General features: G+C 69.4%; 30 protein-coding genes. 13 read left to right on the plus strand and 17 right to left on the minus strand.

Annotation, left to right across the window (positions count from 1 at the left end; translation table 11 throughout):
* Position 1 precedes the first annotated feature (1 nt).
* From endA to ABNG04_RS03150, 3 genes are all read right to left on the minus strand, one after another.
* Entirely contained in the window at positions 2-1,186 is a 1,185-nt protein-coding gene (endA, locus tag ABNG04_RS03140) for a tRNA-intron lyase (RefSeq protein WP_371159965.1), read from the minus strand.
* 67 nt (positions 1,187-1,253) lie between these two features.
* A complete protein-coding gene (locus ABNG04_RS03145) occupies positions 1,254-1,376 on the minus strand; it encodes a hypothetical protein (RefSeq protein ID WP_371159966.1) in 123 nt (40 codons plus the stop codon).
* On the minus strand, positions 1,373-2,167 hold the full coding sequence (locus ABNG04_RS03150) for a phosphotransferase family protein (RefSeq protein ID WP_371159967.1): 795 nt from the start codon (positions 2,165-2,167) through the stop codon (positions 1,373-1,375). Before ABNG04_RS03150 ends, ABNG04_RS03145 begins: the two co-directional genes overlap by 4 nt.
* Before the next feature lie 154 nt (positions 2,168-2,321).
* Between ABNG04_RS03150 and ABNG04_RS03155 the strand changes: the two genes are divergently transcribed.
* Positions 2,322-4,562 carry an AAA family ATPase gene (locus tag ABNG04_RS03155; RefSeq protein WP_371159969.1) on the plus strand — a complete coding sequence of 747 codons (2,241 nt, stop codon included), beginning with the start codon at positions 2,322-2,324 and terminating at the stop codon, positions 4,560-4,562.
* 50 nt (positions 4,563-4,612) lie between these two features.
* On the opposite strand, the gene ABNG04_RS03160 is transcribed toward ABNG04_RS03155, so the two are convergent.
* The 4 genes from ABNG04_RS03160 to lwrS all read right to left on the minus strand — a co-directional run bounded on the left by ABNG04_RS03160 (position 4,613) and on the right by lwrS (position 6,801).
* A complete protein-coding gene (locus ABNG04_RS03160; RefSeq protein WP_371159971.1) occupies positions 4,613-5,173 on the minus strand; it encodes a CopG family ribbon-helix-helix protein in 561 nt (186 codons plus the stop codon).
* 74 nt (positions 5,174-5,247) lie between these two features.
* A complete protein-coding gene (locus ABNG04_RS03165; protein ID WP_371159972.1) occupies positions 5,248-5,571 on the minus strand; it encodes a PadR family transcriptional regulator in 324 nt (107 codons plus the stop codon).
* Between the two features lie 34 nt (positions 5,572-5,605).
* Positions 5,606-6,316 (minus strand): HAD family hydrolase, encoded by a 711-nt coding sequence (locus ABNG04_RS03170; RefSeq protein WP_371159974.1) that lies wholly within the window; start codon positions 6,314-6,316, stop codon positions 5,606-5,608.
* A gap of 101 nt (positions 6,317-6,417) precedes the next feature.
* A complete protein-coding gene (gene lwrS / locus ABNG04_RS03175; RefSeq protein ID WP_371159976.1) occupies positions 6,418-6,801 on the minus strand; it encodes an LWR-salt protein in 384 nt (127 codons plus the stop codon).
* 61 nt (positions 6,802-6,862) lie between these two features.
* Between lwrS and uppS the strand changes: the two genes are divergently transcribed.
* A complete protein-coding gene (uppS, locus tag ABNG04_RS03180; protein ID WP_371159978.1) occupies positions 6,863-7,858 on the plus strand; it encodes a polyprenyl diphosphate synthase in 996 nt (331 codons plus the stop codon).
* Here uppS and ABNG04_RS03185 read toward each other — a convergent pair.
* The 3 genes from ABNG04_RS03185 to ABNG04_RS03195 form a co-directional block, all read right to left on the minus strand.
* Entirely contained in the window at positions 7,855-8,955 is a 1,101-nt protein-coding gene (locus tag ABNG04_RS03185) for a DUF2891 domain-containing protein (RefSeq protein ID WP_371159979.1), read from the minus strand. The two genes, uppS and ABNG04_RS03185, sit on opposite strands and share 4 nt — an antisense overlap.
* Positions 8,956-9,066: 111 nt before the next feature.
* The gene (locus tag ABNG04_RS03190) at positions 9,067-9,525 is read right to left on the minus strand and encodes an NOB1 family endonuclease (protein WP_297886833.1); all 459 of its coding nucleotides are present in this window, start codon (positions 9,523-9,525) and stop codon (positions 9,067-9,069) included.
* On the minus strand, positions 9,525-9,770 hold the full coding sequence (locus ABNG04_RS03195; protein WP_371159982.1) for a PRC-barrel domain-containing protein: 246 nt from the start codon (positions 9,768-9,770) through the stop codon (positions 9,525-9,527). Before ABNG04_RS03195 ends, ABNG04_RS03190 begins: the two co-directional genes overlap by 1 nt.
* Positions 9,771-9,927: 157 nt before the next feature.
* On the opposite strand from ABNG04_RS03195, the gene infB reads away from it, so the two are divergent.
* From infB to ABNG04_RS03215, 6 genes are all read left to right on the plus strand, one after another.
* Positions 9,928-11,721, plus strand: a complete 1,794-nt coding sequence (infB, locus tag ABNG04_RS03200) for a translation initiation factor IF-2 (RefSeq protein ID WP_371159984.1) — start codon at positions 9,928-9,930, stop codon at positions 11,719-11,721.
* A gap of 40 nt (positions 11,722-11,761) precedes the next feature.
* Positions 11,762-11,863 (plus strand): DUF7987 family protein, encoded by a 102-nt coding sequence (locus ABNG04_RS18125; protein ID WP_510952309.1) that lies wholly within the window; start codon positions 11,762-11,764, stop codon positions 11,861-11,863.
* 8 nt (positions 11,864-11,871) lie between these two features.
* Positions 11,872-11,940 (plus strand): hypothetical protein, encoded by a 69-nt coding sequence (locus ABNG04_RS18130; protein ID WP_510952308.1) that lies wholly within the window; start codon positions 11,872-11,874, stop codon positions 11,938-11,940.
* A gap of 61 nt (positions 11,941-12,001) precedes the next feature.
* Positions 12,002-12,328: a hypothetical protein gene (locus ABNG04_RS03205; protein WP_371159986.1), complete on the plus strand. Its 327-nt coding sequence runs from the start codon at positions 12,002-12,004 to the stop codon at positions 12,326-12,328.
* 471 nt (positions 12,329-12,799) lie between these two features.
* The gene (locus tag ABNG04_RS03210; RefSeq protein WP_371159988.1) at positions 12,800-13,558 is read left to right on the plus strand and encodes a hypothetical protein; all 759 of its coding nucleotides are present in this window, start codon (positions 12,800-12,802) and stop codon (positions 13,556-13,558) included.
* A complete protein-coding gene (locus tag ABNG04_RS03215; RefSeq protein ID WP_371159989.1) occupies positions 13,555-15,129 on the plus strand; it encodes a methyl-accepting chemotaxis protein in 1,575 nt (524 codons plus the stop codon). The genes ABNG04_RS03210 and ABNG04_RS03215 overlap by 4 nt, the downstream gene beginning before the upstream one ends.
* Before the next feature lie 78 nt (positions 15,130-15,207).
* Here ABNG04_RS03215 and ABNG04_RS03220 read toward each other — a convergent pair whose 3' ends face one another.
* Positions 15,208-15,372: a hypothetical protein gene (locus ABNG04_RS03220; protein WP_371159990.1), complete on the minus strand. Its 165-nt coding sequence runs from the start codon at positions 15,370-15,372 to the stop codon at positions 15,208-15,210.
* Positions 15,373-15,396: 24 nt separating this feature from the next.
* On the opposite strand from ABNG04_RS03220, the gene ABNG04_RS03225 reads away from it, so the two are divergent.
* Positions 15,397-16,095, plus strand: a complete 699-nt coding sequence (locus ABNG04_RS03225) for a bacteriorhodopsin (RefSeq protein WP_371159992.1) — start codon at positions 15,397-15,399, stop codon at positions 16,093-16,095.
* Positions 16,096-16,314: 219 nt separating this feature from the next.
* Positions 16,315-17,736 carry a methyl-accepting chemotaxis protein gene (locus tag ABNG04_RS03230; protein ID WP_371159994.1) on the plus strand — a complete coding sequence of 474 codons (1,422 nt, stop codon included), beginning with the start codon at positions 16,315-16,317 and terminating at the stop codon, positions 17,734-17,736.
* 168 nt (positions 17,737-17,904) lie between these two features.
* Here ABNG04_RS03230 and ABNG04_RS03235 read toward each other — a convergent pair whose 3' ends face one another.
* The 3 genes from ABNG04_RS03235 to ABNG04_RS03245 form a co-directional block, all read right to left on the minus strand.
* Positions 17,905-18,462: a hypothetical protein gene (locus ABNG04_RS03235; protein ID WP_371159996.1), complete on the minus strand. Its 558-nt coding sequence runs from the start codon at positions 18,460-18,462 to the stop codon at positions 17,905-17,907.
* 83 nt (positions 18,463-18,545) lie between these two features.
* Positions 18,546-19,613, minus strand: a complete 1,068-nt coding sequence (locus ABNG04_RS03240; RefSeq protein ID WP_371159998.1) for an mRNA surveillance protein pelota — start codon at positions 19,611-19,613, stop codon at positions 18,546-18,548.
* 25 nt (positions 19,614-19,638) lie between these two features.
* Positions 19,639-20,883 (minus strand): DUF4013 domain-containing protein, encoded by a 1,245-nt coding sequence (locus ABNG04_RS03245; protein WP_371160001.1) that lies wholly within the window; start codon positions 20,881-20,883, stop codon positions 19,639-19,641.
* 236 nt (positions 20,884-21,119) lie between these two features.
* Between ABNG04_RS03245 and ABNG04_RS03250 the strand changes: the two genes are divergently transcribed.
* The 3 genes from ABNG04_RS03250 (at position 21,120) to ABNG04_RS03260 (ending at position 22,858) form a co-directional block, all read left to right on the plus strand.
* Positions 21,120-21,539, plus strand: coding sequence for a DUF8159 domain-containing protein (locus ABNG04_RS03250; protein WP_371160003.1), 420 nt, complete (start codon positions 21,120-21,122; stop codon positions 21,537-21,539).
* Positions 21,536-22,471 (plus strand): alpha/beta hydrolase, encoded by a 936-nt coding sequence (locus tag ABNG04_RS03255; protein WP_371160005.1) that lies wholly within the window; start codon positions 21,536-21,538, stop codon positions 22,469-22,471. Before ABNG04_RS03250 ends, ABNG04_RS03255 begins: the two co-directional genes overlap by 4 nt.
* Before the next feature lie 75 nt (positions 22,472-22,546).
* Positions 22,547-22,858, plus strand: a complete 312-nt coding sequence (locus ABNG04_RS03260) for an MTH1187 family thiamine-binding protein (protein ID WP_371160007.1) — start codon at positions 22,547-22,549, stop codon at positions 22,856-22,858.
* Between the two features lie 23 nt (positions 22,859-22,881).
* Here the strand turns inward: ABNG04_RS03260 and ABNG04_RS03265 are convergent, their stop codons facing one another.
* From ABNG04_RS03265 to ABNG04_RS03275, 3 genes are all read right to left on the minus strand, one after another.
* Entirely contained in the window at positions 22,882-23,466 is a 585-nt protein-coding gene (locus ABNG04_RS03265) for an NUDIX domain-containing protein (RefSeq protein WP_371160009.1), read from the minus strand.
* A 69-nt stretch (positions 23,467-23,535) separates the two neighbouring features.
* Positions 23,536-25,044, minus strand: coding sequence for an RtcB family protein (locus tag ABNG04_RS03270; protein ID WP_371160010.1), 1,509 nt, complete (start codon positions 25,042-25,044; stop codon positions 23,536-23,538).
* An 80-nt stretch (positions 25,045-25,124) separates the two neighbouring features.
* On the minus strand, positions 25,125-25,667 hold the full coding sequence (locus ABNG04_RS03275; RefSeq protein WP_371160012.1) for a hypothetical protein: 543 nt from the start codon (positions 25,665-25,667) through the stop codon (positions 25,125-25,127).
* Between the last annotated feature and the right edge of the window lie 40 nt (positions 25,668-25,707).

Consider the following 25,707-nt stretch of genomic DNA (forward strand, 5'->3'; position numbering starts at 1 on the left):
GCTACGGCGTCAGGCGGTCGACGGAGAGCCACGCCACGTCGGCGTCGGTCGGCGCGTCGCCGTCGGCGGGGTGACCGTCCCCGATCGCGGTCGGCGCGAACACCATCTCCTTGCGGACGCCGCCGGCGAGGCGCACGTCGAGCGACAGCTCCCGGGGCGAGAACTCGTGGTCGGGCCCGACGACGCGCACGAGGTGTTCGGAGTGCGGCAGGTCGTCGACAGTCTCCACGTCGAGGTACGTCCGGAAGTCGGCGCCGAACTTGAAACCCGTCTTGGGCACCGCGTCGGCCGCCCGGAGCCGCCGGTAGACGGCGAGCCGGCGGTCGAAGCGCTCGCCCTCCACGTCGCGGCCGCGGGCGACGATCCGGGCAGCGGCGTCGGCCTCGACGTCGCTGCGGGCTGTGTCGCCGCCGTCAGCGGTCTCGCCTCCGACCGACGCCGACAGCGACAGTCGACTGTCGGCGGCCAGCGACGCGGCCTCGACGAGCGAGAGCTGGAGCGCGCCCTCGACGTCGGCGGCCCGCCCGGTGAGCGGCCGCCCGTAGAAGCTGCGCTCGTAGAGCCCCTCGGGGGCGTCCCAGAGGACGACGCGGTCGGCGAGGAGCACGCCGGTCAGGTCGGCGGGGGGCTCGTAGCCGGTCGCCCCTTCGACACCGCCCGCCGCGGCCGCGAAGTAGGTGATGTCGGACTCCTCGTCGACGACCGCGAGCGTCCGCCCGGCGAGCCCCGCGGCCCCGACGGACTCGCGCTCACCGACGACCTGGATCGGGTACTTCACCTTCCCCGTGTCGGGCGTCTGGCCGCGCTCGTAGGTGACGAAGTCGACCGCGTCGCTCGGCGCGTCACTCCCGCCGGGCCACGGCTCGCGGGCGGGTGAGAGGTAGAAGCCGCGGTCGCGGAGGTCCGAGTAGACGAGGAACCGCACCGCGAAGCGGTCGGCGGCGGCCGCGCTGGCGACGAAGAAGCGCTCGAAGCCGACGGGATCGTCCGACCCGTCGGCGGCGTCGCCCCCGAGCTCGATCCCGGAGAGGTCGCCGCGGAACAGCAGGTGCGCGGCCTCGACCCGCGAGAGCGCGATCTCGTTGCCGTCGAGCGGCCGCCCGTACCCCCGGGCGTCGTAGAAGCGCTGGCGGGCGTCCCCGCCGACGCGGACCGCGTCGCCCCGCAGGTGTCCCGTCGGTTGCATACCAGTCACCCCGGCCGGCCGAGGGAAGGGGGTTGCGGTCGGCGGGCGGCCGCGCTCCCGGCCGCCGTCACGACAGCTCGCCGAGCAGTTCGTCGACGCGGCTCCGCAGCCGCTCGGCCGCCGCCGCAGTCGCGTCCGGCCCCCTCTGGTCTTGGACGTACAGCGACTCGAAGTAGTAGACCGCGTTCAACAGCGCGTAGCGCGGCTGCCGCCGGTCGAACCCGTCCGGAAGCGGGCGGACCGACTCGTAGCCCGCCCGGAACACGCGCTGGGGCTTGCTCGCTCCGGGGCCGAACGCCGGGACCACCGTCCGCCAGTAGTCGTACTCGCCGGGCGCGGCGATCGCGTGTTCGAAGTCGACCAGACACTCACCTCGCCGTCGGCGACGGCGACGTGCTCCGGCGTGGCCCACCCGTGGCAGCACACCGGTCCGCCGGCCCCGTCGAACGCGCCGGGGCGCTCCGTGAGGTGATCGAGCACCCAGTCGGCCACGTCGGCGTGTCCGTAGCGGGCGAGGACCGGGCGGCGCTCCCGGACGTACTCGATCGCCGCGGCGCGCCACTCCTCGCGGCCGCGGACCGCGAGCGCCCCGTCCGGGCGGAACGCGCCGTACGCGTCGACCATTGACGCCGTCTCGTCGTGGAGCGTCGCCAGCCCGCGCCCCGCCGCGCGCGCCCACGCCTCGTCGGCCTCGTGGTCCGCCTCCGGGGCGGGCGCGTCGGGGTGCCAGGCGGCGACGAAATAGTCGTCCGCGACGACCAGCGGCTCCGGGACCGGGACCGAGGTGCCGTCGCCGACGGCGCGCATCACCCGCCCCTCGACCCCCGCGCTCCCGGTCGGCCCCACGTTCGCCTTGTAGACGGCGCGGCGGCCGTCGACCGACACCTCGTACACCTCGTGGGGCGGGACGTCGTGGAGCCGGCGGCGGACCTCGTGACGGTCGAACCGCGCGCCGAGCCGTTCGTCGACTTCGCTTTCCATCGAGGGACACCACGCGGGCAGCGGTCATCGATCGTCCGCGACCGGCGCGACGACCGCGACAGGGATGCGGAACTGTCCGACGGGACGGACAAAACGATTTCGGGCCGCCGCGCGGCCGGACAAGCGTAAAGAGCCGCCGGCGAGAACGAGAGGTATGAACGACACCGCAGGGCTCCGGCTCACGGTGCGTGCCGCCGAGAAGCGGGACGCGGGCCGGGGCATCGCCAGGCTCCCCGAGTCGGCCCGGAAGCGGCTCGCCCTCCTCAGCGGCGACACGGTCGAGGTGCGCGGCGAGCGCACCGCCGTCGCGAAGGTGTGGCCGGGCGGTCCCGACGCCGCCGACGGCTCCGTCCTCATCGACGCGGACACCCGCGCGAACGCCGGCGTGAAGGTCGGCGACACCGTGACGATCGCGCCCGTCGACGTCGCTGACGCCGACCGCGTGACGATCGCCGCGCCGGGCCGCCTCGCCGAGGTCGATGTGAGCCGCGAGGTCGTCGAACGAGCGCTCTCCCGCGAGCTCCGCGACCGCCCCGTCACCGAGGGCGAGGCCGTCCACGTCGAGCGGCTGGGCGGCCTCCGCTTCGTCGTCGCGCGGACTGCTCCCGCGGGGACCGTGCGGATCACCGCATCGACGGACGTCTCGGTCGAGTATGAGGGCGATTCGGGGTCCGGGAGCGACGGCGCCGACGCGCGACCGGGGACCGGCGGCGACCGACCCGACGCGCCGACCGACTCGCGGAGCGCCCCGCCCGGGAGCGACGCTCGTCCCGAGGGCGGCGACGCCTCGCCCGCCGAGCACACTGCGGGCGCGACCTACGAGGACATCGGCGGGTTAGACGAGGAGCTGGAACTCGTCCGAGAGACGATCGAGCTCCCGCTCTCGGAGCCGGAGGTGTTCACCCGGCTCGGGATCGACCCCCCGAAGGGGGTCCTCCTCCACGGCCCGCCGGGCACCGGGAAGACGCTCATCGCGCGCGCCGTCGCCAACGAGGTCGACGCGACGTTCATCACCGTCGACGGTCCGGAGATCATGTCGAAGTACAAGGGCGAGAGCGAGGAGAAGCTCCGCGAGAAGTTCCGGGAGGCGCGCGACGCCGCCCCGGCGATCGTCTTCTTCGACGAGATCGACTCGATCGCGGGGAAGCGCGACGACGGCGGCGACGTCGAGAACCGCGTCGTTGGACAGCTACTCTCGCTGATGGACGGGCTCGACGCCCGGGGCGACGTGATCGTCATCGGCGCGACGAACCGCGTCGACACCATCGACCCGGCGCTGCGGCGCGGCGGGCGGTTCGACCGCGAGATCGAGATCGGCGTGCCCGGCGAGGCGGGGCGCCGGCAGATCCTCGACGTCCACACGCGCCGGATGCCCCTCGCGGACGACGTCGACCTCGACCGGATCGCGGGCCGGACGCACGGGTTTGTCGGGGCCGACATCGAGGGGCTCGCGCAGGAGGCGGCAATGACCGCCCTCCGGCGCGCCCGCGAGGCCGACGGGCGCGCGCTGAACGACGTGACGGTCGGGAAGGCCGACTTCGAGGCGGCGCACGCGAACGTCGAGCCGAGCGCGATGCGCGAGTACGTCGCCGAGCAGCCGACCACCGAGTTCGCCGATGTCGGCGGCCTCGACGACGCGAAAGACGAGCTTGAGCGCGCCGTGACGTGGCCGCTGTCGTACGGGCCGCTGTTCGACGCCGCGGGCGCGGACCCTCCGACCGGCGTCCTGCTGTACGGCCCGCCGGGGACCGGAAAGACGCTGCTCGCGCGCGCCATCGCCGGCGAGAGCGGCGTGAACTTCATCCAGGTCGCCGGGCCGGAGCTCCTCGACCGGTACGTCGGGGAGTCGGAGAAGGCGGTCCGCGAGCTGTTCGACCGCGCGCGGCAGGCGGCCCCCGCGATCGTCTTCTTCGACGAGATCGACGCCGTCGCGACCGACCGCGACGCGGCCGGCGGCGACGGCTCCGGCGTGAGCGAGCGCGTCGTCTCCCAGCTCCTGACGGAGCTCGACCGCGCCAGCGACAACCCGAACCTCGTCGTCCTCGCGGCGACGAACCGGCGGGACGCCCTCGATCCGGCGCTGCTCCGGCCTGGCCGCCTCGAGACGCACGTCGAGGTGCCGGAGCCGGACCGCGAGGCGCGCCGCAAGATCCTCGAGGTCCACACCCGTGGGAAGCCACTCACGGACGGAGTCGACTTAGAGCGCGTCGCCGACGAGACCGAGGGGTACTCCGGCGCGGAGATCGCCTCGCTGTCGCGGGCGGCGGCGATGCGCGCCATCGAGCGCGTCGCCGACGAGCACGGCGAGGCCGCCAACGATCACGCCGACGAGGTCGGGATCACCGGCGAAGACTTCGACGCGGCGCTCGAATCCGTCCGCCCCGAGACCGCCTGAGGGCCTCGGAGTCGCACGGTTCGCCTCCGCTCCCGCCGAATCGTCTTCGGCTAGTCGTCTCCGCTCGACTCGGCGGCCGCGCCGTCTTCCGTCTCCTTCTCTTCCACGTCTCCGCTCTCCACCTCGTCACTCTCTGCCTCCCTGTCGGCGGACTCGCCGTGGTCGTGCCCGCCGTGCGCGCCGGCGTCTCCGAGCGCGCTGGGGCCGAACTCGTCGACCGGGGTGACGCTGTAATCGACCGTGAGCGTGTCCTTCGTCGCGCGGACCTTGCCCACGAACGTCGATATCTCCTCTAACTCGCCCTCCAGCACGAACAGCTCCATACAGTACTGCGAGCCGACGTGGCTGTGGAAGTTCGAGGCGACGATCCCCTCGTCCTCGTGTCGCAGCCGCATCATCCGCTCCTCGACGTTCGTCGTCTCGTAGTTGAAAAGCACCGTCACGACGGCCATGAGGTCGCGGTCCTCGAGCTTCGCGTCCTCGAACTCGCCGAGGAGGTTCCGCGAGGCCTCGCGGACGACCTCGCTGCGGCCGGTGTACCCGTGTTCGTCGGAAAAGTTGTCAATGCGCTCTAGCAGCTCCTCAGGCATGGACACGCTGACGACTGTCATGTATTAAATCACACCGCGAGAGTTATTAATCTTTGAGATCCGGGACGTCCCGTTCTGGCCGGTCGCCGTCCGCTTCAGTCCTCGCTGTCACCGCTTCCTCCGGTCCCTTCGCTGTCGTCGCCTCTTTTGATCCGATCGCCGAGCCACGCGTAGTGGTCGAGCAGGGCGGTCTCGCCCGCCTCGGTGAGCGCGTACACGTCGGCGATGCCCGCTGTCCGGCGGTCGAGGTACCCGGACTCGACGAGCGCCGAGAGCGTCCCGTAGAAGGAGCCGGGGTCGATGCGCTCGTCGTAGTGCGACTCGAGCCGGCTCTTCAGCGACTGCGCGCGCAGCTCGCCGTGGTCGTACAGCAGCGCGCAGAGGTCGCGGCGGCGGCCGCTGTGGAACCACTTTGTCATGACTCCTCGATTGCGCCGCGGCCAAATAAATCGCTCACGACGCGTCGCTGGGGCCGGGGCGTCCCTCGCCGCGCCGGTCGGCGACGCCTCGGCCGCCGCCGTCGATCAGTTCGTCGAGGCGGCTCACGCGCCGATCGCCGAGGACGCAGCGGCCGCGCTCGTCGTGGCCGACGCGCTCGACGTGGACCGCGTCGAGACCCGCGTTCCAGGCGGCCGCCACGTCGCTCTCGCCGTCGCCGACGTAGTAGCCGCGGCCGCGGCCCGGATCGACGCCGAGCGCGTCCATCGCGGTCTCGATCGGGTCGGGGGCCGGCTTCCACCCCGTCTCGTCGGTACAGCAGACGACCGCGTCGAAGCGCCCGCCGAGGTCGAGCCGGTCGAGGACGGGGTCGGCGAGGAACTCCTGACAGTGGGTGACGAGCCCGGTCGGGCCGCCGACCTCGTTCACGTGGTCAAGCAGCCGCGCGGCGTCGTCGTGGAGGTACGTCGCCTCCGCGCGGGCAGCCGGGTCCTCGACCGCGTGGAACGCCGGCCAGAACGCGTCGGGGTCGACGCCGATCCCGCGCAGCGTCTCGGCCCGCGAGCCGCCGAGCCCGTGCCAGAGGACCCGCGCCTCCCGGTCGGAGAACTCCCGGCCGAGCCGGTCGCCGACGCGGTCGAACACCGTTCGGGTGTACTCCCACTCGGCGTCGACGAGCGTCCCGTCGAGGTCGAACAGGTGAAAGTCGTAGTCGGCGATGGCCATGGATCAACCTCTACGCCGGTGGCCGACAAGTGCGTTGTGGGTCCGCGGGACCGCGACTCACACCGAGGGAGCCGTCTGGTCGCCCGACGGCGTGCGCTCGCTTAGTCCCGGACGTGGACCGACGACCCGAGGTACTTGCGGAGGACCTCGTCGACCGAGTCGGCGTTGAACGGGCCGAGGTCCGCGGCGATCGCGTCCGTCAGCGCGTTGCGGTAGGCTTCGTCGGTGCGGAGCTCCCGGAAGTCGGCGGCGACCACCTCGACGCCCGGGGCGGACGCGACGCCCAACCGCTCCGCGGCCAGGCGGCGGAACGACGGTTCGTCGCCGATCTCGCCGCGCCACAGCCGGTCGCGGAAGAAGCGCCAGCCGTCCGTTCCGGGCTCGGGCGCGGGGATCTCCATCGTCGTCTCGAACCGGTCGGGCTCGACGGCCGCGTCAGCCGGGTCGAGTCCGACAGCGACGCGAAAGACGTAGGCGGCCTCCATGCGCCGGGGTTCGGCCGATCGATCCATAAACGTATACCGCTCGGCGTCGTGTAGCCCGAGCATGTGGCAGCGACTCCGCGGCCTCGCCGGGCGCGCGTACCGGCGACACCTCCGCCGCGAGATCGACGACGTCCCCGACCACGTCGCCGTCATCCAGGACGGGAACCGGCGGTACGCCCGCGAGCGCGGCGACGACGCCCCCGAGGGCCACCGCGCCGGCGCGGACACCACCGAGCGCGTCCTCGACTGGTGCGCCGACCTCGGCGTCTCGGAGCTCACTCTCTACGCCTTCTCCACCGAGAACTTCGAGCGCCCGGACGAGGAGCTAGAGCCCCTTTTCGACCTGCTGGAGCACAAGCTGCGCGAGTTCGCCGACGCCGACCGCGTCCACGAACAGGGCGTCCGCGTCCGCGCGATCGGCGACGTCCCTCGACTCCCGCCGCGCGTCCGCGACGCGGTCGACTACGCGGAACGGCGCACCGCCGGCAACGATCGGTTCACGCTCAACGTCGCGCTGGCGTACGGCGGCCGGACCGAGCTGCTCGACGCCGCGCGCGCCATCGCCCGCGACGTCGACGCCGGCGAGATGGCGCCCGAGGACGTCGACGTCGAGGCCGTCGAGTCCCGGCTGTACGACCGGCCGATCCGCGACGTGGACCTGATCGTCCGCACCGGCGGCGACGAGCGCACCTCGAACTTCCTCCCGTGGCACGCGAACGGGAACGAGGCCGCCGTCTACTTCTGTGCGCCGTACTGGCCGGAGTTCTCCGAGGCCGACTTCCTGCGCGCGATCCGCACCTACGAGTCCCGCGAGGAGTCGTGGCAGCGCGCCCGGGCCGAGCGGGCCGCCGCGCTGGTGCGCGCGCTCGCCGAGGTGGAGTTCGTCGAGGCCCGCGCCGCCGCCGCGCGGCTCCGGGACCGGGTCCCGCGGCTCGACGGGAGCGACCTCTCCGAGGACGCCCTCGGCATCGCGGAGGGTGACGCGGCCGACCCGGCCGACGGCGACGCCCCCGGCCGGCTCGACGGCGACGCGCCCGAGTCGACGGGCGCCGACTAATCCGTTCCCGGCGCGATCCCGCCCTCGTTCCGCGTCAGCAGGTACAGCGCGAACGACGAGAGCCAGTGCGACCCCGCGTAGTCGTCGGTGAGCACGTCCGCGGCCCCCGCCTCGGCGTGGCGCCGCGCGGCGTCTTCCAGCGGCTCGCGCAGCCGGACCGCCGCGGGGCCGTCCCTCCCCGCGAGCGCCTCGGCGAGCCCCGAGAGGCACCACGCGCGGGAGACGTTGAGGCCGATCAGGTGTATCGCCGCGCCGTCGCCCTCGTCCGGCTCGACGTCGACGGGCGACCGCAGCGCGTCGTGCGGCGGCGCGGTCAGGTCCGGGAGGAAGCCGTCGAGCCACGACGCGAACGGGTCCGGGTCGAGGACGCGGCGCATAAGATCCGCCTCGGTCAGCACCGGCGAGACGAAGTCCCAGCCGACCGGCTCCGCGCCGACGACCGCCGCGGTGTCGTCTGCGTAGAGGCGGCGGGCGGTCGCCTCGGCCTCACGTCCGAGGTCGGCGTCGCCGACGACCCGGGCGTAGTCGAGCACGCCGGCGAGCGCGAACGCGGTGTTGCCGTGCGTGCCGACGTGGTGGGGGCGGTCGATCTCGAGGAACGACTCGCGTGTCCCGCGGCGGACCCGGTCTTCGAGCGGGCGGAGCGTCTCGCGCCACGCGTCGGCGCGCGGGTCGTGCCACAGGGCGAGCTCGGCGACGAGCCGCAGCAGCCACGACCAGCCGTACGGCTCCTCGAAGCCAGGGTTCTCGTCGAGGTACGCGACCTCGCTCGCGACGTGCTCGGGGGTCAGTCGCTCGTCCACGCCGGCCGCGATCGCGGCCTCGTCCGGGTGGTCCGGCGCGAGCCGCAGCGCGCGGACGAGCGCCCAGTGGCTGTGGACCGCCGAGTGCCAGTCGAAGCAGCCGTAGAAGACGGGGTGATCCTTCGACGGGCGCGGCGGCGCGTCCGGCCCCTCGACGACGCCCTGATAGTGCGGGTACTCGGTCTCGACTCCGTCGAGCGGGTGGGCGGCCAGCGCTGTCGCGACCGCGTCGTCGAGCGCGTCCGCTCGCCCGGCGCGGAGCGCGTCCGGCGACAGCTCCTCGAATGCGTTCACGTCGGGCGGTCGGCGCGACGCCTGTTCAATCGGTCGGTCGCGTGCGAACCGCTCGCGTGCGGACCGGGCGGTCACCGGATGGAATCGCCTCTCGCCGCCTCGGTGGCCCGCTCACGCCGGGTTCTTCCGCGTCAGGTCGCTGCCGCAGATCGGACACCGCTCTTTGTTCTCGTCGAAGGTGCGATTACAGCCGACGCACTGGAAGCGCCACTCGCGCTCCTCGGTGATCCCCTCGCGCTCGATGGGTTCGACCGGGAGGTCGAGCCGCTCGGCGACGTTCTGCATCGCGTAGTCGTCGGTGACGAGCGCGCCGTGGAGCTCCAGCGCGGTCGCGATGAGCCGGATGTCGGTGTCGGACAACTCCGCGGCGTCGCCGGAGCCCTTCGCGGCGCGGCGGACCCGGTCGACCGCCTCCGGGGCCGGCACGTGGACGGTCATGCCGGAGCCCTCCATCGCGTCGAAGCGGAGCGCGACCTCGCCGGTCAGCTCGTCGTGGACCGCCGGGATGGAGACCACGTCCTCGTCGGTCGTGTACTCGTGGATGAACGCGGACGAGTCGAGGACCTGCATCAGCGGGCGACGACGATGTAGTCTTTCACCGCCTGCACGTTCGCGACCGGTACGCGGAGCCGCCCCGTCTCGTCGAACTCGAAGTCGACGCGCTCGTGTCGCAGCTGTTCGTGCGGGCTGACGAGGAGGTGGTTCAACTCGCCGGACTCGAGGTTCATCGTGATGTTGTACAGGTCCCCGAGTTCGGTTCCGTCGGCGCTCATCACCGCCTTCCCGGAGAGGTTCTCCGCGAGGATGTCGACCATACCCGCACGGTCCCGGGCAACGGTATTAAACGCCACGGGCCGTCGGACGGGCGACGGACCCGGTGGCCGCGCTCGCCGCGGCTCGCGGCGGCGTTTTGAAAGGCTTAACTGACGGCCGGGACGAATAGATGCTATAACCTTCTCGGGGCGATCACATATGACCGACCACACACACGCGGACACCCTGCGAACCCCAATCGTCGCCGTGCTGGGCCACGTCGACCACGGCAAGACGAGCCTGCTCGACACGATCCGCGGCTCCGCCGTCAGCGAGGGCGAGGCCGGCGCGATCACCCAACACATCGGGGCGACGGACATCCCGCTCGACACAATCTCCGGGATGGCCGGCGAACTCATCGACCCGTCCGACTTCGACCTCCCCGGGCTCCTCTTCATCGACACGCCGGGGCACCACTCCTTCTCGACGCTGCGCGCCCGCGGCGGCGCGCTCGCCGACATCGCGGTACTCGTCGTCGACGTCAACGACGGCTTCCAGCCGCAGACGGAGGAGGCGATCGACATCCTCCGGCGGACCGGGACCCCGTTCGTCGTCGCGGCCAACAAGGTCGACACGACGCCGGGGTGGAACCCGCAGGACGGCGAGCCGATCCAGAAGAGCATGGACGCCCAATCCGAGCGCGCGAAGTCCATGCTCGACGAGAACCTCTACGAGATCATCGGCCAGCTGTCCGACGCCGGCTTCTCCGCCGACCTCTACTGGCGCGTCCAGGACTTCCAGAAGAACATCGGCGTCGTCCCGCTGTCGGCGCTCACCGGCGAGGGCGTCCCCGACCTCCTCACCGTCCTGATGGGGCTGTCGCAGCGGTTCATGAAAGAGGAGATGGCGATCGACGTCACGGGGCCGGGCGAGGGGACGGTCCTCGAAGTGAAAGACGAGCGCGGCTTCGGCGCGACCGTCGACACCGTCGTCTACGACGGTGTGATCCGCAACGGCGACACCGTGGTCGTGGGCGGCCAGAACGAGCCCATCGTCACCGAGATCCGCGCGTTGCTCCGCCCGCGCCCGCTCGCGGAGATCCGCACGGAGAAGGAGTTCGAGAAGGTCGGCGAGATCGGCGCCGCGGCCGGCGTGAAGATCGCCGCGCCCGACCTCGACGAGGCGATGGCGGGGGCGCCCGTCCGGGTCGTCCGCGACCGCACCGTCGACCAGGTCGTCGAGGAAGTGAAAGCCGAGCTCGCCGAGATCGAGGTCGACACCTCCGAGAACGGCGTCGTCGTCAAGGCCGACACCCTCGGCTCGCTGGAGGCGATGGCGAACGCCCTGCGCGAGGCGGAGGTCCCCATCCTGCGCGCCGAGGTCGGCGACATCGCGCCGCGCGATATCGCGGTCGCGGAGACGGCGAACCAGGACGAACACAAGGCGATCCTCGGGTTCAACGTCGACCTCCTCAAGAACGCGGAGTCGGACTTGGAGAACGCCGACGTGAAGCTGTTCAAAAACGAGGTCATCTACCAGCTGGTCGAGGACTACGAGCGCTACGTCGAGGAGAAGCAGCGCGCGCAACAGGAGACGGTGCTTGACAAGGTGGTCCGGCCCGCCCGCTTCCGCATCCTCCCCGACCACACGTTCCGCCAGAACGACCCCGCGGTCGTCGGCGTCGAGGTCATCTCGGGCACGCTCCAGAACAACCGCAACGTCGGCTTCTTCGAGGGCAACGAGTTCGAGCGCGTCGGCGACCTCTCCGGGATCCAGAAGCAGGGCGATGATGTCGACGAGGCGCGCGCCGGCGAGCGCGTCAGCATCGCCATCGACGGCCCGACGGTCGGCCGGGGCATCGAGGAGGGCGACACGCTCTGGACCGAGGTGCCCGAGAAGCACGCGAAGATCCTCGAACAGGAGCTGAAAGAGGAGATCACCGCCGACGAGCGTGAGGCGCTCCAGGGCTACCTCGAGACGCGGCGGAAGCGCGACCCCTTCTGGGGGAAGTGACCCCGACAACGCTTTTCTGACCGGTCGTCGTCGGTGTCACATGGTCTCCCGCGGGAACGCGGTCATCCTCCTGTTCATGCCGGTCGGACTGGCGCTCGGGTACGGCGGTCGCGTCGCGACGGAGCTGACGACACCGCGCTGATCGGCGTCGTGCTCTTCGTCGGCGTCGTCGCACCGCAGCCGGTCGTCGGCTACTTGGACTCCGACGCCTCGGAGTGACGGTGGCCCGCAGCTCCCGACCGCGTGCCGACGTTATGTGTGTCGACCCCGTAGCACGGGTATGGAGACCACCGTGGTCGAACACGACGGCGCAATTCTCGCACGACTCGAGGGCGACGACAGAGTGTTCGAGGTACGCTTCGACGCGCTCGAACCGACCGACGTGACGCTCCGGTTCCTCCGCGACGGCGACCGCGTCGGCAGCGTCTACAACGACGACGGGACGAATCGAACAATGGCACGGCTGACGACGGCGCGGGAAGGAACCGACTTCATCGGCGTCGAGGTCCCGAAGGAGTTCGTCGCCGAGATCCTCGACGCGGCGCTCGAAACGGGGCGCGTCACCGACGAGACCGCCGCCGAGGGATACCGGCTCCGCGTGCTCTGAGGAGCGACGCCTCGCGTCCTCTGAATCGGGCGAACACGGGGTCGGTGGCGACGAACGCCAGATCTTTGCCACCGAGGAGCCCCGCCAGCGGCCACGCTAGGTGGGTTCACAGCCAATCGCGGGCGACGTGCACCTGCCCCGACCTGTCGGCGTCGCCGCGGTACCCGGCATGGACTTGCTAGCCGGTCGCCACGTCTGACGACAGTAGAATATGAAATTAAACGAATCTTGTATCGGGTGTTAATCGGTGAGAAACATGAACGCATCGACAGTCAGAACGACGATACTCACAGGAATATAAAATATCGATTGCGATAACTCGGTCATTGCTATCAAGTGTGTTGATATCTCTCACGCAGATACAAGAGAGATCAAATGAGCCGAAATAATAGGAATATTCAGTTGAGTCCGATTAGAAAAGGCCAAAATTCAGCCAATTCTGATAGTTCCCGACACACCGAGTGATTAAATATGGTCCAACTGGTGTACTTTTCAGCGGTCGCGATGTGTATTCTCGGGGCAATCACCGTCGTGTCGTACCGATTAGGGCGTCGGCTGGATAGCGCTGTCAGTAAATACGGAGCGGCGACGACGCTCTCTGCGGCAGGGATGTTCCTCGCATATGTCGGGATGACGACAATTCAGTTCTTCTTTGAGCAGACCGGACTCCCGCTATTGCTGATGGAACTGTCGCGGTTCATCGGATATACCATCATGTGGGCAGGAATTGTCTACGTCGTTGCGGCCATCTCAGGGGCCAGCCGACAGCTTTCGCTGGCGCTTTTTGTGGCCATAGCGGGTCAGTTGTGGATGACATTCTTCGCGTGGAAGACGGCGTTCGTCCCGCAGCAGGTCGTCCTAATTAGTCCCTTGCTACTGGCCGGCGGCGGGTATCTACTGTATGGACCGGTAGTAGCGGCGGCAAAAAAACGGTCGGAACGTCGACTGTCAGTGTTCAGCAAACTCAAGCATATCATGCTTCTCGGGTGGTTCGGTCAGGTCGCGACGGTGGTCGTTCACCCCAGTACACTCGGACTGACGACAGTGTTCACCGATTGGGTTACGATCATGTACGTTGAACTGCTTATCGTCGGTGCGTTCGTCGGCGTCGTGTACAGCAACGCGGTCGTGTTTGATCAGATCCCCGGATCCAGTACCGACGGGACTGGTCCGAAAGACGCGAAGCGGGCGACCGACCGTACGGGATCAGGAACGGGGGCGCAGCAATGAGTACTGAATACGGTCTCACGGCACGGTTCAGGCAGAGTTACAGCGCACAAGTAGGGATGGTCGTCGGGTTCGCGCTGGTCACGACGCTCGCGTTCATGCTTGGCTTCACGTTGTATCTCCTCGCTGCGCCACCCGATTTGGTCATGGACCGGGCGGTTGGGGTGATGGTTGCGCTGGCGATTGTCTTCATCGTCAATCTCGGCGTCGTTGGCGCTGTGTTGGGTGGGAACGTCGCAACAGCGCTCAATAAACTCAGTAGTCGAGCCGAGCGAATTGGTGAGGGCGAGTTTAGTGTCAGCCTGGAGACCGACCGTGCCGACGAGATAGGAGAGTTGTACAACGCAATCGACGAAATGCGGACCGACATCCAAACTCAGCTCTCCGAGATTGAACGAGCGAAGGATGAGATTGAGTCGACGAAACAGGAGGCGACGGAATTTAATGAACATCTCCAGTCAGAGGCAATGAAGTTCAGTCGGGTGATGGGTGCGGCCGCAGAGGGCGATCTCGATCAGCGATACGATCCGCCCGGTCGCAGCGACGCGATGGCAGAGATCGCGACGGCGTTCAACGAGATGATCGGAGAGCTGGAGACCGCGAGAAGAGAGCGGCGGAAACTGATGCGTGAAGTTGAAACCGACGTTGAAGCCCCCATCTCTGAGCTCTCACAATCTACCCGGGACGTCGCAGATCAGGCGGCGAGTTTGAACAGGATCGTCACTGAGCAGCAGTCCGCCATGGAGCGGACGTCTGGGGAGGTTGCAGAACTCAGTGCCACTGTTGAGGAAGTCGCATCAACGACGACAGAGGTCACGCGCACGAGTGAATTGGCCGAAGAGCGGGCCAAACGTGGTCGGGAGTCGTCGTCCGAAGCACTCGAAGCGATGGAAGCGATTGAAACCGCGGTAACGGATGCCTCCTCGAAGATGGACCGCGTTGAGGAAGGGGTCGAGCAGGTCAGCGAGGTGACCGACCTAATCAACGACATTGCGGAACAAACCAGAATTCTCGCACTGAACGCGAGCATCGAAGCCGCCAGAGCCGACGGTGGCAGCACGAGTGGCGACGGGTTCGCTGTCGTCGCCGATGAGGTCAAGTCGCTAGCTGCCGAATCGAAGGAGAGCGTGAACGAGATCGAAGCGTTAGTTGAAGACGTTCAGGCAGAGACGACTGACGCAGCCGACGGACTCCGGACAGCGATGACGCGAGTCGATACCGGGATAGCTGCTGTGGAACAGACCGAGTCAGATCTTGATGAGATTGTCTCGGCAGTCCAAGAGACCAGCCACAACTTCGAAGAGGTGTCTGACACGACTGATACGCAAGCCGAGACAGCAGAACAGATTGCCAGTTCGATCAATGATCTGGTCGGCGAGCTAGAAACGATGGCGGACGGTATCGACGAAATGGCGCTCGCGACGCAGTCACAGACCGAACAAGTCGACACCATTGCGTCAGCGACCGAGCAGCTAACCAGCGACGGTGACACCGCGAATCAGACGCCTTCGCCAACTCAATCGGGCCCACAGTTGGCGGGCGACGGTGGATCTGAGTCCGTGCGGAACGAGTAAGCCGCGGGTTGAACACCTCTCCGCCCGATTTCCCTCGGGGTGACACGGTAGTCAGGCTTGACCGTGAGTCGCTCGCGATCACACCGGCCATGAGTCGTCTATTAAAAGAGCCGTTACCAGCGAGAGAGAACGACCGACGCGCTCGGTTCCTTCGCTCATCGGCTCATCGACGGCCGACGCCGTGGCTTCGCCCCGTATTCTGGATTCGGTTATCGGTTCTGATAATATCTGGATCGGCTTCATAAGTGTGCGATACATAGCAAATTTGTGTTCGTACAGACAGCGACGTTCGCAGCTACCGCGGGAGCACTGATCATCGCAACCGTCGGGTTCCTGTGGTTCACTACCACTGGAGAGTACGAAAACGACTACCTGTTCATCCCGCCGGTGATCACGTTCCTTGCCGCCGGAGCGTACACGGTAATGGCGGCGAGTTCTTCGGGTGTCATCGCGGCGGACATAATCTTGGAGGCGAGGTACGCGGACTGGCTGGTCACGACACCGCTCATCGTCGCGTACCTCGGGCTCGTCGCCGGCGCGAGACGCCGGACGATCGCCGCCGCGATGGCCGCTGACGCCGTGATGATCGTGACCGGATTCGCGGCGAGCACGACCGGCACTGCGGCCGTCCGGTGGGCCGGCTACGGCATTTCGTCGATCGCGTTTCTCGCGCTGGTGTACCTCTTCCTCACCGCGTTCACCGACGCGCTGGGATCGGTCAGCGCCGCCGCACAGGGAATGTTCCGCACCCTGCGGGACCTGACGATCTTCCTGTGGTTCGTGTACCCGGTGGCGTGGCTGTTCGGACCATCCGCCGGTGGATGGATATCTGCCGTCGATTACCACTTCATCGTCGCGATTCTCGACATGTCGGCCAAGATCGGATTCAATCTCATCATCGCGTTCAGTCTCGTCCGTGTGACCGAACTCGTCGATACGAGCGAACAGTCAGAGACCCCCGCGTAACCGACGCCCCTCCAAACAGACGCCACATCAACAATGTCGACACAAGACAGTCCGGACGGTTGGCTCGCGAGTAGTCTCGACAGACAGGCCGGTGTCGCCCTCGTCGCCTTCGCCGCGTTGCTGGTCGTAACGGCCGCGACACGATGGTTCGCGATCCGCGACACGGTGTCGCCGGCAGCCGAATCGGCCGTGATCTCAGCGCTTGCGACCACGGTTATCGTGGCTCTCGTCGGCGCGACGCTCTTCTCGATCATCTTCGTCCGCGACACGGCGGGCGCGCTGTCATACCTCATCGATAAGGCGGCGAAGATCGAGGACGGAAACTTCGACGTCGACCTCGGGTCGCCGCGTGACGACGAGGCCGGGCAAGTGTATCACCCGGTCCGAATGATGCGTAATTCGATCGTTACGCGACTTGAAGAAGTCGAAACAGCCCAACGGGAGGCACAGGAGGCACAGCGCGAGGCAGAGGCCCGCGCCGAGCGACTGGCCGACCAGGCGGACGAGATGAGCGAACGCTTCCAAGCGGCCGCCGACGGCGACCTCTCCGTCCGCGCTGACGAAGACGTCGACGAGCCGGCGCTTGCCACGATCGCAGCGTCGTTCAACGACATGATCGCCGAAGTCGAGACGACGGTCGAAAACGTCCGCACGTTCGCGACGGAAGTCGAAAACGCGTCCGAACAGATCGACGACACCGCGGCCGACCTCGCGGCGCAGGGCGACGACGTCGCCGACGCGATCGAGAGTATCGCCGAGAACGCGACGACGCAGAACGACACGATTCAGGGGGCGTCTAACGAGCTGTCGGACCTGTCGGCGTCGGTCGAGGAGGTAGCGAGCTCCTCGGACGAGGTCGCCGAACAGTCGGAGGCCGCGGCACAGCTCGGCAGCGACGGAAACGAGGCGGCGACCGAAGCAGTCGAGGAGATGAACGCCATCCGCGAGAAGACGGAGACGTCGATCGAGCAGGTCGAGCAGCTCGAATCGGAGATGGACGCTATCGGTGAGATCGTCACCCTGATCGACGACATCGCCGAACAGACCAACATCCTCGCGCTCAACGCCAACATCGAAGCGGCGCGAGCGGGTGGCGGCGGCGACGCGAGCGAGGGGTTCGAAGTTGTCGCGAACGAGGTCAAGGGCCTCGCCGAGGAGACCGCCGAGAAGACCGACGAAATCGAGCGCCGGATCGACGACTTACAGACGACGGCGAACGAGACCGTCGAAGAGATGCGTGAAACGGGCGACCGAGTCGACCGCGGCGTCGAGACTATCGACGAATCCGCCGAGTTGCTCCTCAAGATGGTCGAACAGATCGAGGAGGCGAACACCGGCATCCAGTCGATCAGCGACGCGACCAACGACCAGGCGAGCTCGACCGAACAGACCGTCGCACTGATCGACGAAGTGGCCGATCTGAGCGACCAGTCGACCGATGAGGCGAACGAAGTGGTCGAGCTCGTGGAATCGCAGGCGGCCGAGCTCTCACGAGTGACCACGCGGATCGACTCGCTCACCGAACAAGCGACGCAGCTCCGTCAACAGATCGACTCGTTCGGGAGTCGCGACGAGACGCGGCCGGACGCCGACGCCGTGCCGTCGCCACCGACCGCCTCGCAATCCCCGGGTGACGACTGAACGCGTCCGTCTTCGTCCCGGCAACGGCGGTGGTTCGAACCGGACACGCCATCGCGCCGAACACATTGATCGATCGACAATCGCCCGGTAGCGCCGCCTCGATTCTGAGTAATGTTCCGGACGGTAGGCGACGACGGGCGACTGCGCTCGACCGCCACGTCCGCTCGATCACCCGTACACCAAGATTATCAGGGCGACGAACACCAGTTCTCCGCCGACGAGCAGCGCCGCGAGCAGCCACGTCCGGTAGGTCCACAGCCAGTCGCGAGCGGCCGCGAGCCGCCGCGCACCGTTCGACTCGGCGCGGTAGGCGGCGTCGACCTCCCAGCCCGTCTCGGGGTCGTACGTCGCGGGCACGCGGGCTCCGACCAGCTCGCCGACATCGAGCGGCGAGACGCCCACGGCCTCCAGGAACTCGAGGAACGCCTCGGACTCACGGAGCGAGCCGTCGCGGGGAGCGTCGAACCGCTCCGTGTGGGTGGCGTCGCCGTGGGGCGGGCGCATCTCGACGGCGACGCGGTCGCCGACGGAGCGCACCCGGGTGACGATCAGCGCGTTCTCCTCGTCGTTGAGGTAGGCCTCGCGCAGGCGGCGCTTCACCTCGTCGTCGACGCCCGCGTCGTCGAGGTCGTCGGGGAGCGGATCGGCGTCGCCCGCGGCGTCGGCGGTCGCCCCCGCCGACTCGGCCGCGGTTGCCTCGCCGCCGTCCCCGGATCGGTCCCCCATCGATCTGACGTTGACGGCGCGCTCGGATAAGCACACGGCCGCGGCCGCTCCGGGCCGTCTACCGTTCGCCCTCGACGGACCGCCTACTGGAGCCGGTAGCGCAGGATCGCGCCGATGCCGCTGAGATTCGACAGCTGCTCGCCGGGGGCGAACTCCGAGGAGAAGACGACCACGTCGCCGCCCTGCCGCTCCACCGATTCGATCACCTCGTTGACGTCGATCTCCCAGTCGCCGTCCCCCTGCCGCTCGGTGCGGAGTCGCTCATCGACGACGAGCAGCGTCTCGATTGCCCCGAACTCGGCGGCCTCGGCCACGTCTTCCGGGCCGTACGTCGCCTTCGCGCCCGTCGCGATGTTCTCCGTCAGGTCGTCGATGAGGCTCGCCTCCTTGGAGATGCGGGTCTCCTTTTGAACCTCGTCGACCGCGCCACGTTTGAGCACCTCGTGGACGCCGCGGTCGCCCGCCGCGGAGGTGTCGACTGTGGTGATCCGGTCGGAGAGGTCGCGGTACTCCTCGTCGATGTAGTCGCGCGCGTCGCTCTTCGTGAACCCCGGGCCGGCGAGGATCACGGCGTCGGCGTCGAGGTGCGCGAGCGCCTCGCCCAACTCCGCGAACAGCTCCTCGCGGGGGCGCGAGAACTCGCCTTTCCCGGTCGGCTTCGTGAACGAGGCGTACTCCTCGGTCCCGTACTGCTGGACCGTGTGGACGTACGCCGCGCCCTCCTCGACGGTCGCGATGGCCACGTCCGGGTTCTCCGCCGCTTCCGTCGCCTCCTCTAACCGCTCCGTTTGGTCCGGCTTGAAGTGCTTCTCGACGGTGATCTCGTCGTGCTCCTCGACGTTGAGCGTGTGGTGGGCGTTGAGTTGGTCCTCCCGCGAGCAGCCGACGATGACGCCTGACACGCGGAGCCGGTTGGCGAACCGTGCGAACTCCACGTCCTCCACTTTGAGGGTGACGAAGATGTGCTCGCGCTGGCCGCCGGTGTCCCGCATCTGGTCGTCGTTCCGCTGGATCCGCCGGGTGGTGTCGCCCTCGACGAGGTCCCCGGGTTCGAGGACGTGCGCGAGGTGCCAGAGGTCGTCCACGTTCTCGGGGACCAGCGTGAGCCGTTCCCGGCCCTCCTCGCCGTACCCCCGCTCGGAGATGCGCATGTCCGAGCGTTCGCTCGGGACCGTATCAACCCTTGTCTTCCGCGTCGTCGAGCGTCGGCCCCCACTCGAAGCCGTCGTTCCGGGCGGCGGCGGCCGAGGTCGAGTCGGCGACCGCGTCGCTCGTGTCGCTCACGTCGTCAGTGTCGGTCGCGTCGGCCACGCCGCCACCGTCGCTCGCATCGATCGCGTCGGCCACGTCGCCGACGGCACCGGTGTCGCCCTCGACGTCGTCGCCCTCGTCCCCGACCGGTACGGCCCGGCCGACCTGGACCGCGGCCGGCGGCTCGCTGTACATCGGCCGCCCGCCGTCGCCTGAGACGACCTGAACCGGCGGGCTCTCTGGCGCGTGACCGCTCTCGGGAGCCACCGTGCCGCGAGTCGTCGTCCCGCCCCGTGTCGGTCCCGTGCCGCGAGCCGCGCCCGCGACGCGGGTCGCCTGAGTCTCGGCGCTCCTGTCGACGCGACCCGCGCCGACGGTCGGACCAGTCTCGCCCCGGTCCTCCGACCCAGCGGCCATGGCTCGGGCCGCGCCCCGCCCGTAGAGCCCGTGAGCGACGACCCGGACGAGGAAGGCGAGCGCGATCCCGACGACCAGCGGCGCGGTGGGGGCCGCGACGGCGTATCCGACCGCGAGCGCGCCCACCGCGAGCGTCCATCCCGTGGCGTACGGGCCCGTCGCGGCGACGTCGGCCACCCGTCGCGGGTTCAGTCCGTCCCTGAGCCGCCCGGACGCAGCGAACGCGGCGAGCGCGGCCGGCCGGACGTACGCGAACGCGAGGAGGTACGCGCCCACGAAAGCGACCCCGACGCCGGCGGCGGCGACCGCGACGGCGGCCGGCCCGGCCGGTCCGAGCGCCGACTCGACCGTCGCCGCGGCCGCTCCCGGGTCGACCGGGCCGGCGACGAGCGCGGCGACAACGCCGACTGCGACCGCGAGGCCGCCCGCAAGCGGCGCGAGCAGCGCCGCGGACAACAACGCCGACTTGACCCCGTCCCGGACCAGCTCGCCCCAAGCGACGAGCGACGGCGCGCCGCCCGCGTCTCCGGACTGGATCGCGCTGCGCGTCACGCGGACGAAGTAGCCGCGCGCGACGAGCGACGGCGCGAGCGCGACGGGGGCCGCGACGGCGACGAGCGGGCTGACGAAGAGGACGCCGATCAGCCACAGCGGCGTCAGGACCCACGCGAGCAGGGTCACTGCGCCGCCGACGAGGGCGACGCCGACGGTGTCGTCGGTTCGCGCCAGCGCCGCCGCGGCCGCGGTGAGCATGTATACACGTTCACGGACGGAAGCAGCATAAATCATAGCCGGCCCGAGCGTTTATGACACTCCGCGAATTATCGTCAATCGGCCGCGCGGGTTAATCGTGTGCCTCTGACAACCTATCGGCGGCCGCCAGACGGCGGCCGCACCCCGTCCGCGGCTTTCGTGAAATCGTTACTCGCCCAGTCACGGCGCCGCCGCGTGCCGGTACCGATTTATCCCGCCCTGCCGACGGATCGAGTATGACCGGCGACGAGCGGACGGCCGATCTGGAGCCGGAACTCAGGAGCTACGGCGTCAGCGTCGAGTCGATCGACGGGGACGACCCGTTGGAGCTGACCTACATGACCGCGTTCCCCGGCCGCGAGATCCACCGCGGGGAGATCGGACGCGCGCTCAACGCGCTCATCGACCGCGCGGAGGCCGACGAGTGGGAGCCCGTCCGCGTCGAGGGGACCGTCGTGCGCTCCCCCGGCGACGTCCTCGGCACGTGGCACGCCGAGGCCGAGTGGTTTGAGGCGCTCGCGCGCTACGAGATCTCCGAGACCGAGTTCTCGAGCCGGGTATTAGCGACCGTCAGCCACGAGCCGGACGCGGGGCCTGACCCGGAGGTTCCCGACGACGCGGCCGCCGACGAGCCTGACTCGGAGGGCGACCGGTGACCCGTCGGAACCCCGTCAACCGGGCGCAGCGCCGCCTTGCGCGGCCGGCCCGCGAGCGGTTCGCTACCCGTGCGGTCGCGTTCGACGCCGACGGCGCGACCTGTCGCGGCACGCTGTACCTCCCGGGCGGCGATGTCGACGACCCCCCGGTCGTCGTGATGGCACCCGGGCTCGGCGCCGAACGGACCTTCGGCTACCCCGCCGTCGCGGAGCGGTTCGCCGACGCGGGGTACGCCGCCCTCCTCTTCGACCACCCGGAGTTCGGCGACTCCGACGGCGACTCGCAGGCGGTCGACCTCGGCCGCCAGCGCGCGGCGTACGAGGCCGCGATCGACCGCGCGAACCGCCTCAACGACGCGGGCGACGACCTCGTGTTGTGGGGCGCGTCGCTGTCGGCCGCGCACGTGATCACGCTCGCCGCCGAGCGTCGCGACGTCGACGCCGTCGTCGGCGTGGTCCCGATGCTCGACGGGCGGGCCATCGCGACGCGGCGCGGCGGCGGGTACCTCGTCCGCGCCAGCGCGGCGGGGCTCCGCGACCTGATCGGCCACCGGATCGGTCGCGGGCGGACCGTCCCCATCGTGGGCGACGCGGCCGAGCGCGCGGCGATCACCGAGCCGGGGACGAAGCGGAAGTACATCGACCTCGTCGACCGCGAATCGGCGTGGCGCAACGAGACGCCCGCGCGGTCGCTGCTGGGGCTCGTCGGCTACCGCCCGGTGACGCGGCTCGACGACATCGGTGCGCCGACCCTGCTGTTGGCGGGGACCGACGACGTCATCGTCGACGCGGAGTCCGTGGTTGACGCCGGCGAGCGCCTCTCACGGGGGACGGTCGTCACGATGCCCGCGGACCACTTCTCCGTGCTCGGCGACGACTTCGAGGGCGCGATCGGCCACCAGCTCTCCTTCCTCCGCGACGCGCTGGAGTAGGTCGCCCCGGTGAGCGCCGACTTCGGGAGTCGCCGCTCGCAACCGCTTAAGTGAGTCCGCGGCACACCTCCGTCCATGACAGCCATCGCGATGCTGAGCGTCGCCCCGGTGATCGAGGAGAGCATGTCCGAGGAGGTGGCGAAGGCCGTCGCCGCGCTCAACGAGTTCGACGTGAGCTACGAGACGAATCCGATGGGGACCGTGATCGAGGCCGACGACGCCGAGACGCTGTTCGCGGCCGCCGCGGCCGCCCACGACGCGGTCGACGGCGACCGCGTCTCGACGGTGCTGAAGATCGACGACAAGCGGACGAGCGACGAGACCGCGGCGCGGAAGGTCGACGCCGTCGAGGACCACCTCGGCCGGGAGGCGAAGCGAGAGCGCTGAGGGACCGGCGGGACGGTCGCCGCTCAGTCGCTCCCGTCTCGGCCAGCGTACCGGAGGAACATGTTGACGTGGTCGACGTGGTTCTCGTTCGTCGCGTCGGGCGCCGTCGAGACCCACGCGAGCTCGGCGTCCCCGTCGGCGAACCGGCTCTCGGGCGCGACGGCGGGGTCCTCACGGAACGACGGCGCGGGCTCCGCCAGCGAGCAGACGAAGGAGACGCCGTACGCGGAGAACGAGGCAGAGCCGTCCCGCCGCTCGAACCGCAGGTCCTCGACGAGGACCGCCCCCTCGACGGCGACGGAGACGCCCGTCAACCGCTCGGCGCTCCGGCGCGCGGCCGCCGCCCAGTCGCCGCCCGGCTCGACGGTCCCGCCCGGCGGCGCCCACTCGCCCGTCCCGTTCCAGTCCTGTAGCAGCACGCGGCCGTCACCGTCGGTCAGGCCGATCTGGACGACGCCGTCGATGTCGTCGTACTGCTCGCGTCGCGCCTCGTAGCGGTCGGCGTCGAGCGTTCTCGCGACGCGCTCGGCCCGCACCGCGTCCCGGTCGAGCAGCGCCTCGGGGTCGCGCAGCGACGCCACGGGATGCGGCTCCGGTGGATCTGACATCGCGTCGGCAGAGGGGCTACGGAGACAAAGGCGCGACGGCGGTTCGCCGTCCCGGGTCCGCCCCGACCGTCACCCCTTGATGTTACAGACGGGGAACGTGCGCGCGACCTTGTCGCCGATGCCGAGCTCGTCGCTCACCCGGATCACCTCGTCGATGTCCTTGTAGACGCCGGGGGCCTCCTCCGCGATAGTGGCCCCGGACTGCGCCTTCACGTAGATCTGCTGGCCGTCTTTGAGGTCGTCTTGGACATCGCCGCCCCAGAACTCCTGTTTCGCCTGCGTGCGGCTCATCAGCCGCCCCGCGCCGTGGGCGGTCGAGCCGAACGAGACGCCCATCGACTCGTCGCCGCCGCGCAGGACGTACGAGCCTGCGCCCATGCTGCCCGGGATGATGACGGGCTGGCCGACCTCGCGGTACGTCTCCGGCACATCCTCGTTGCCGGCCGGGAACGCTCGCGTCGCGCCCTTGCGGTGGACGTACAGCTCGCGCTCGTCGCGGTCGACGGCCGCGTCGCCGACGGCGGGACGCCCCTCGGCGTCGACGCCGACCTCGTGGGTCTCCTTCTTCGCGATGTTGTGCGCCACGTCGTACAGCAGCTCCATCCCGAGGTCGTCGATCGGGTCGGCGTCGAACACGTCGCCGAACGTCTCGCGGACCTGGTGGGTGATCAGCTGGCGGTTCACCCACGCGAAGTTGATACAGGCGCCCATCGCGCCGTAGTACTCCTCGGCCAGCTCGGAGCCGGCGGGCGCGGCCGCGAGCTCCTTGTCGGGCAGGTCGGCGAGCAGGTCGCCGTGCTCCTGTTCTATCCGCCGGAGGTAGTCGTTACAGGTCTGGTGGCCGAGCCCGCGGCTCCCGCAGTGGATCAGAACGACGATGCCGTCCTCCTCAAGGCCGTACGCCTCGGCGACGTCCCCGCGGAACACGTCGGTGACGCGCTGGACCTCCAGGAAGTGGTTGCCCGAGCCGAGCGACCCCATCTGGTTGCGCCCGCGGTCCATCGCCTTCTGGGAGACGTACTCCGGGCGCGCGTCGGGGCGTCGCCCCTCGTCCTCGCAGTGCGCGAGGTCGCTCTCGATCCCGTAGCCCGCCTCGACCGCCCACTCGACGCCGCGTTCGAGCGCGCCCTCGACGGCGTCGGCGGTTCCCTTGACGACGCCGCCGCCGCCGAGCCCGGAGGGGACCGCCTCGAAGAGCGCGTCAACGAGCTCTTCCTCCCGGCCGCGCACGTCGTCGTAGGTGAGGTTCGTCCGCACCATCCGGACGCCGCAGTTGATGTCGTAGCCGACCGCACCGGGCGAGATACAGCCGGTTCGAGCGTCGATCGCCCCAACGCCGCCGACGGGGAAGCCGTACCCTTGGTGGCCATCGGGCATACAGAGCGCGGGCTCGACCATCCCGGGGAGGTGAGTGGCGTTTTTCAGCTGCTGGAGCGAGTCGTCGTCGCCGATCGCCTCAAGCAGCGACTCGCTGGCGAGGACCCGCGCGGGGACGTTCATTTCGCCCTCGCGGGGGATCTCCCAGACGTGCTCGCGCACCTTCTCCAGCCGGATCCCGTCGAACTCGCGCGTGGTCATACCCGGCGTTCGACGCGGGGAGGCAAGGGCGTTGCGTCAGCGGGCGAGTCCGTCGAGGCCGATGCCGGTCGCCCGACCGCTCATTGGTCGAGCGGGTCGATCGGGAGCCAGTCGATCGCGCCCTCGGCGAGCGTGAACGCGGCGAAGACTCGGCCGAGGACGAGCCCGTACAGCACGTGTGCGACCGCGATCACCGCGCCGAACTCGAAGCTGGCCGTCAAGCCCGGGACCGGGAGCGTCGGCACCGGCAGCGCAGTCGCGCCCTCGATCGCGATGGCGGCCGGCAACAGCAGGCCGCCGGTGAGCACGCCGAGCAGCGCGGAGTGGACGACGCCCAAGGAGAGGCACCCGCCGACGTCCCCGCGCAGCTCCGCGAAGAAGGGGCGGTCGAAGACGGCGACGAACAGCGCGCCGAACAGGGTGCTGTTGAACAGGTGGACACCCCAGCCGGCGACGACCGTCTCGACGCCGACCAGCGCGCCGATCGTCGGCATGAGTCCGAGCCCGAAGTGTAAGATGGTGCCCATCGCCACGCCGGCGACGAGCCCGCCGACCGCTCCGGCGCGCCACCGCCGCTTCGCGACCGTCCGCTCGCCCCCGCCGCTCCGCTCTGAGTGTGACATACGTTAGCAACGTACTCGATAAACATAATGGTTCCTCATT

The sequence above is a fragment of the Halorubrum miltondacostae genome, assembly GCF_041379815.1.
In the GTDB taxonomy this organism is placed as follows: domain Archaea; phylum Halobacteriota; class Halobacteria; order Halobacteriales; family Haloferacaceae; genus Halorubrum; species Halorubrum miltondacostae.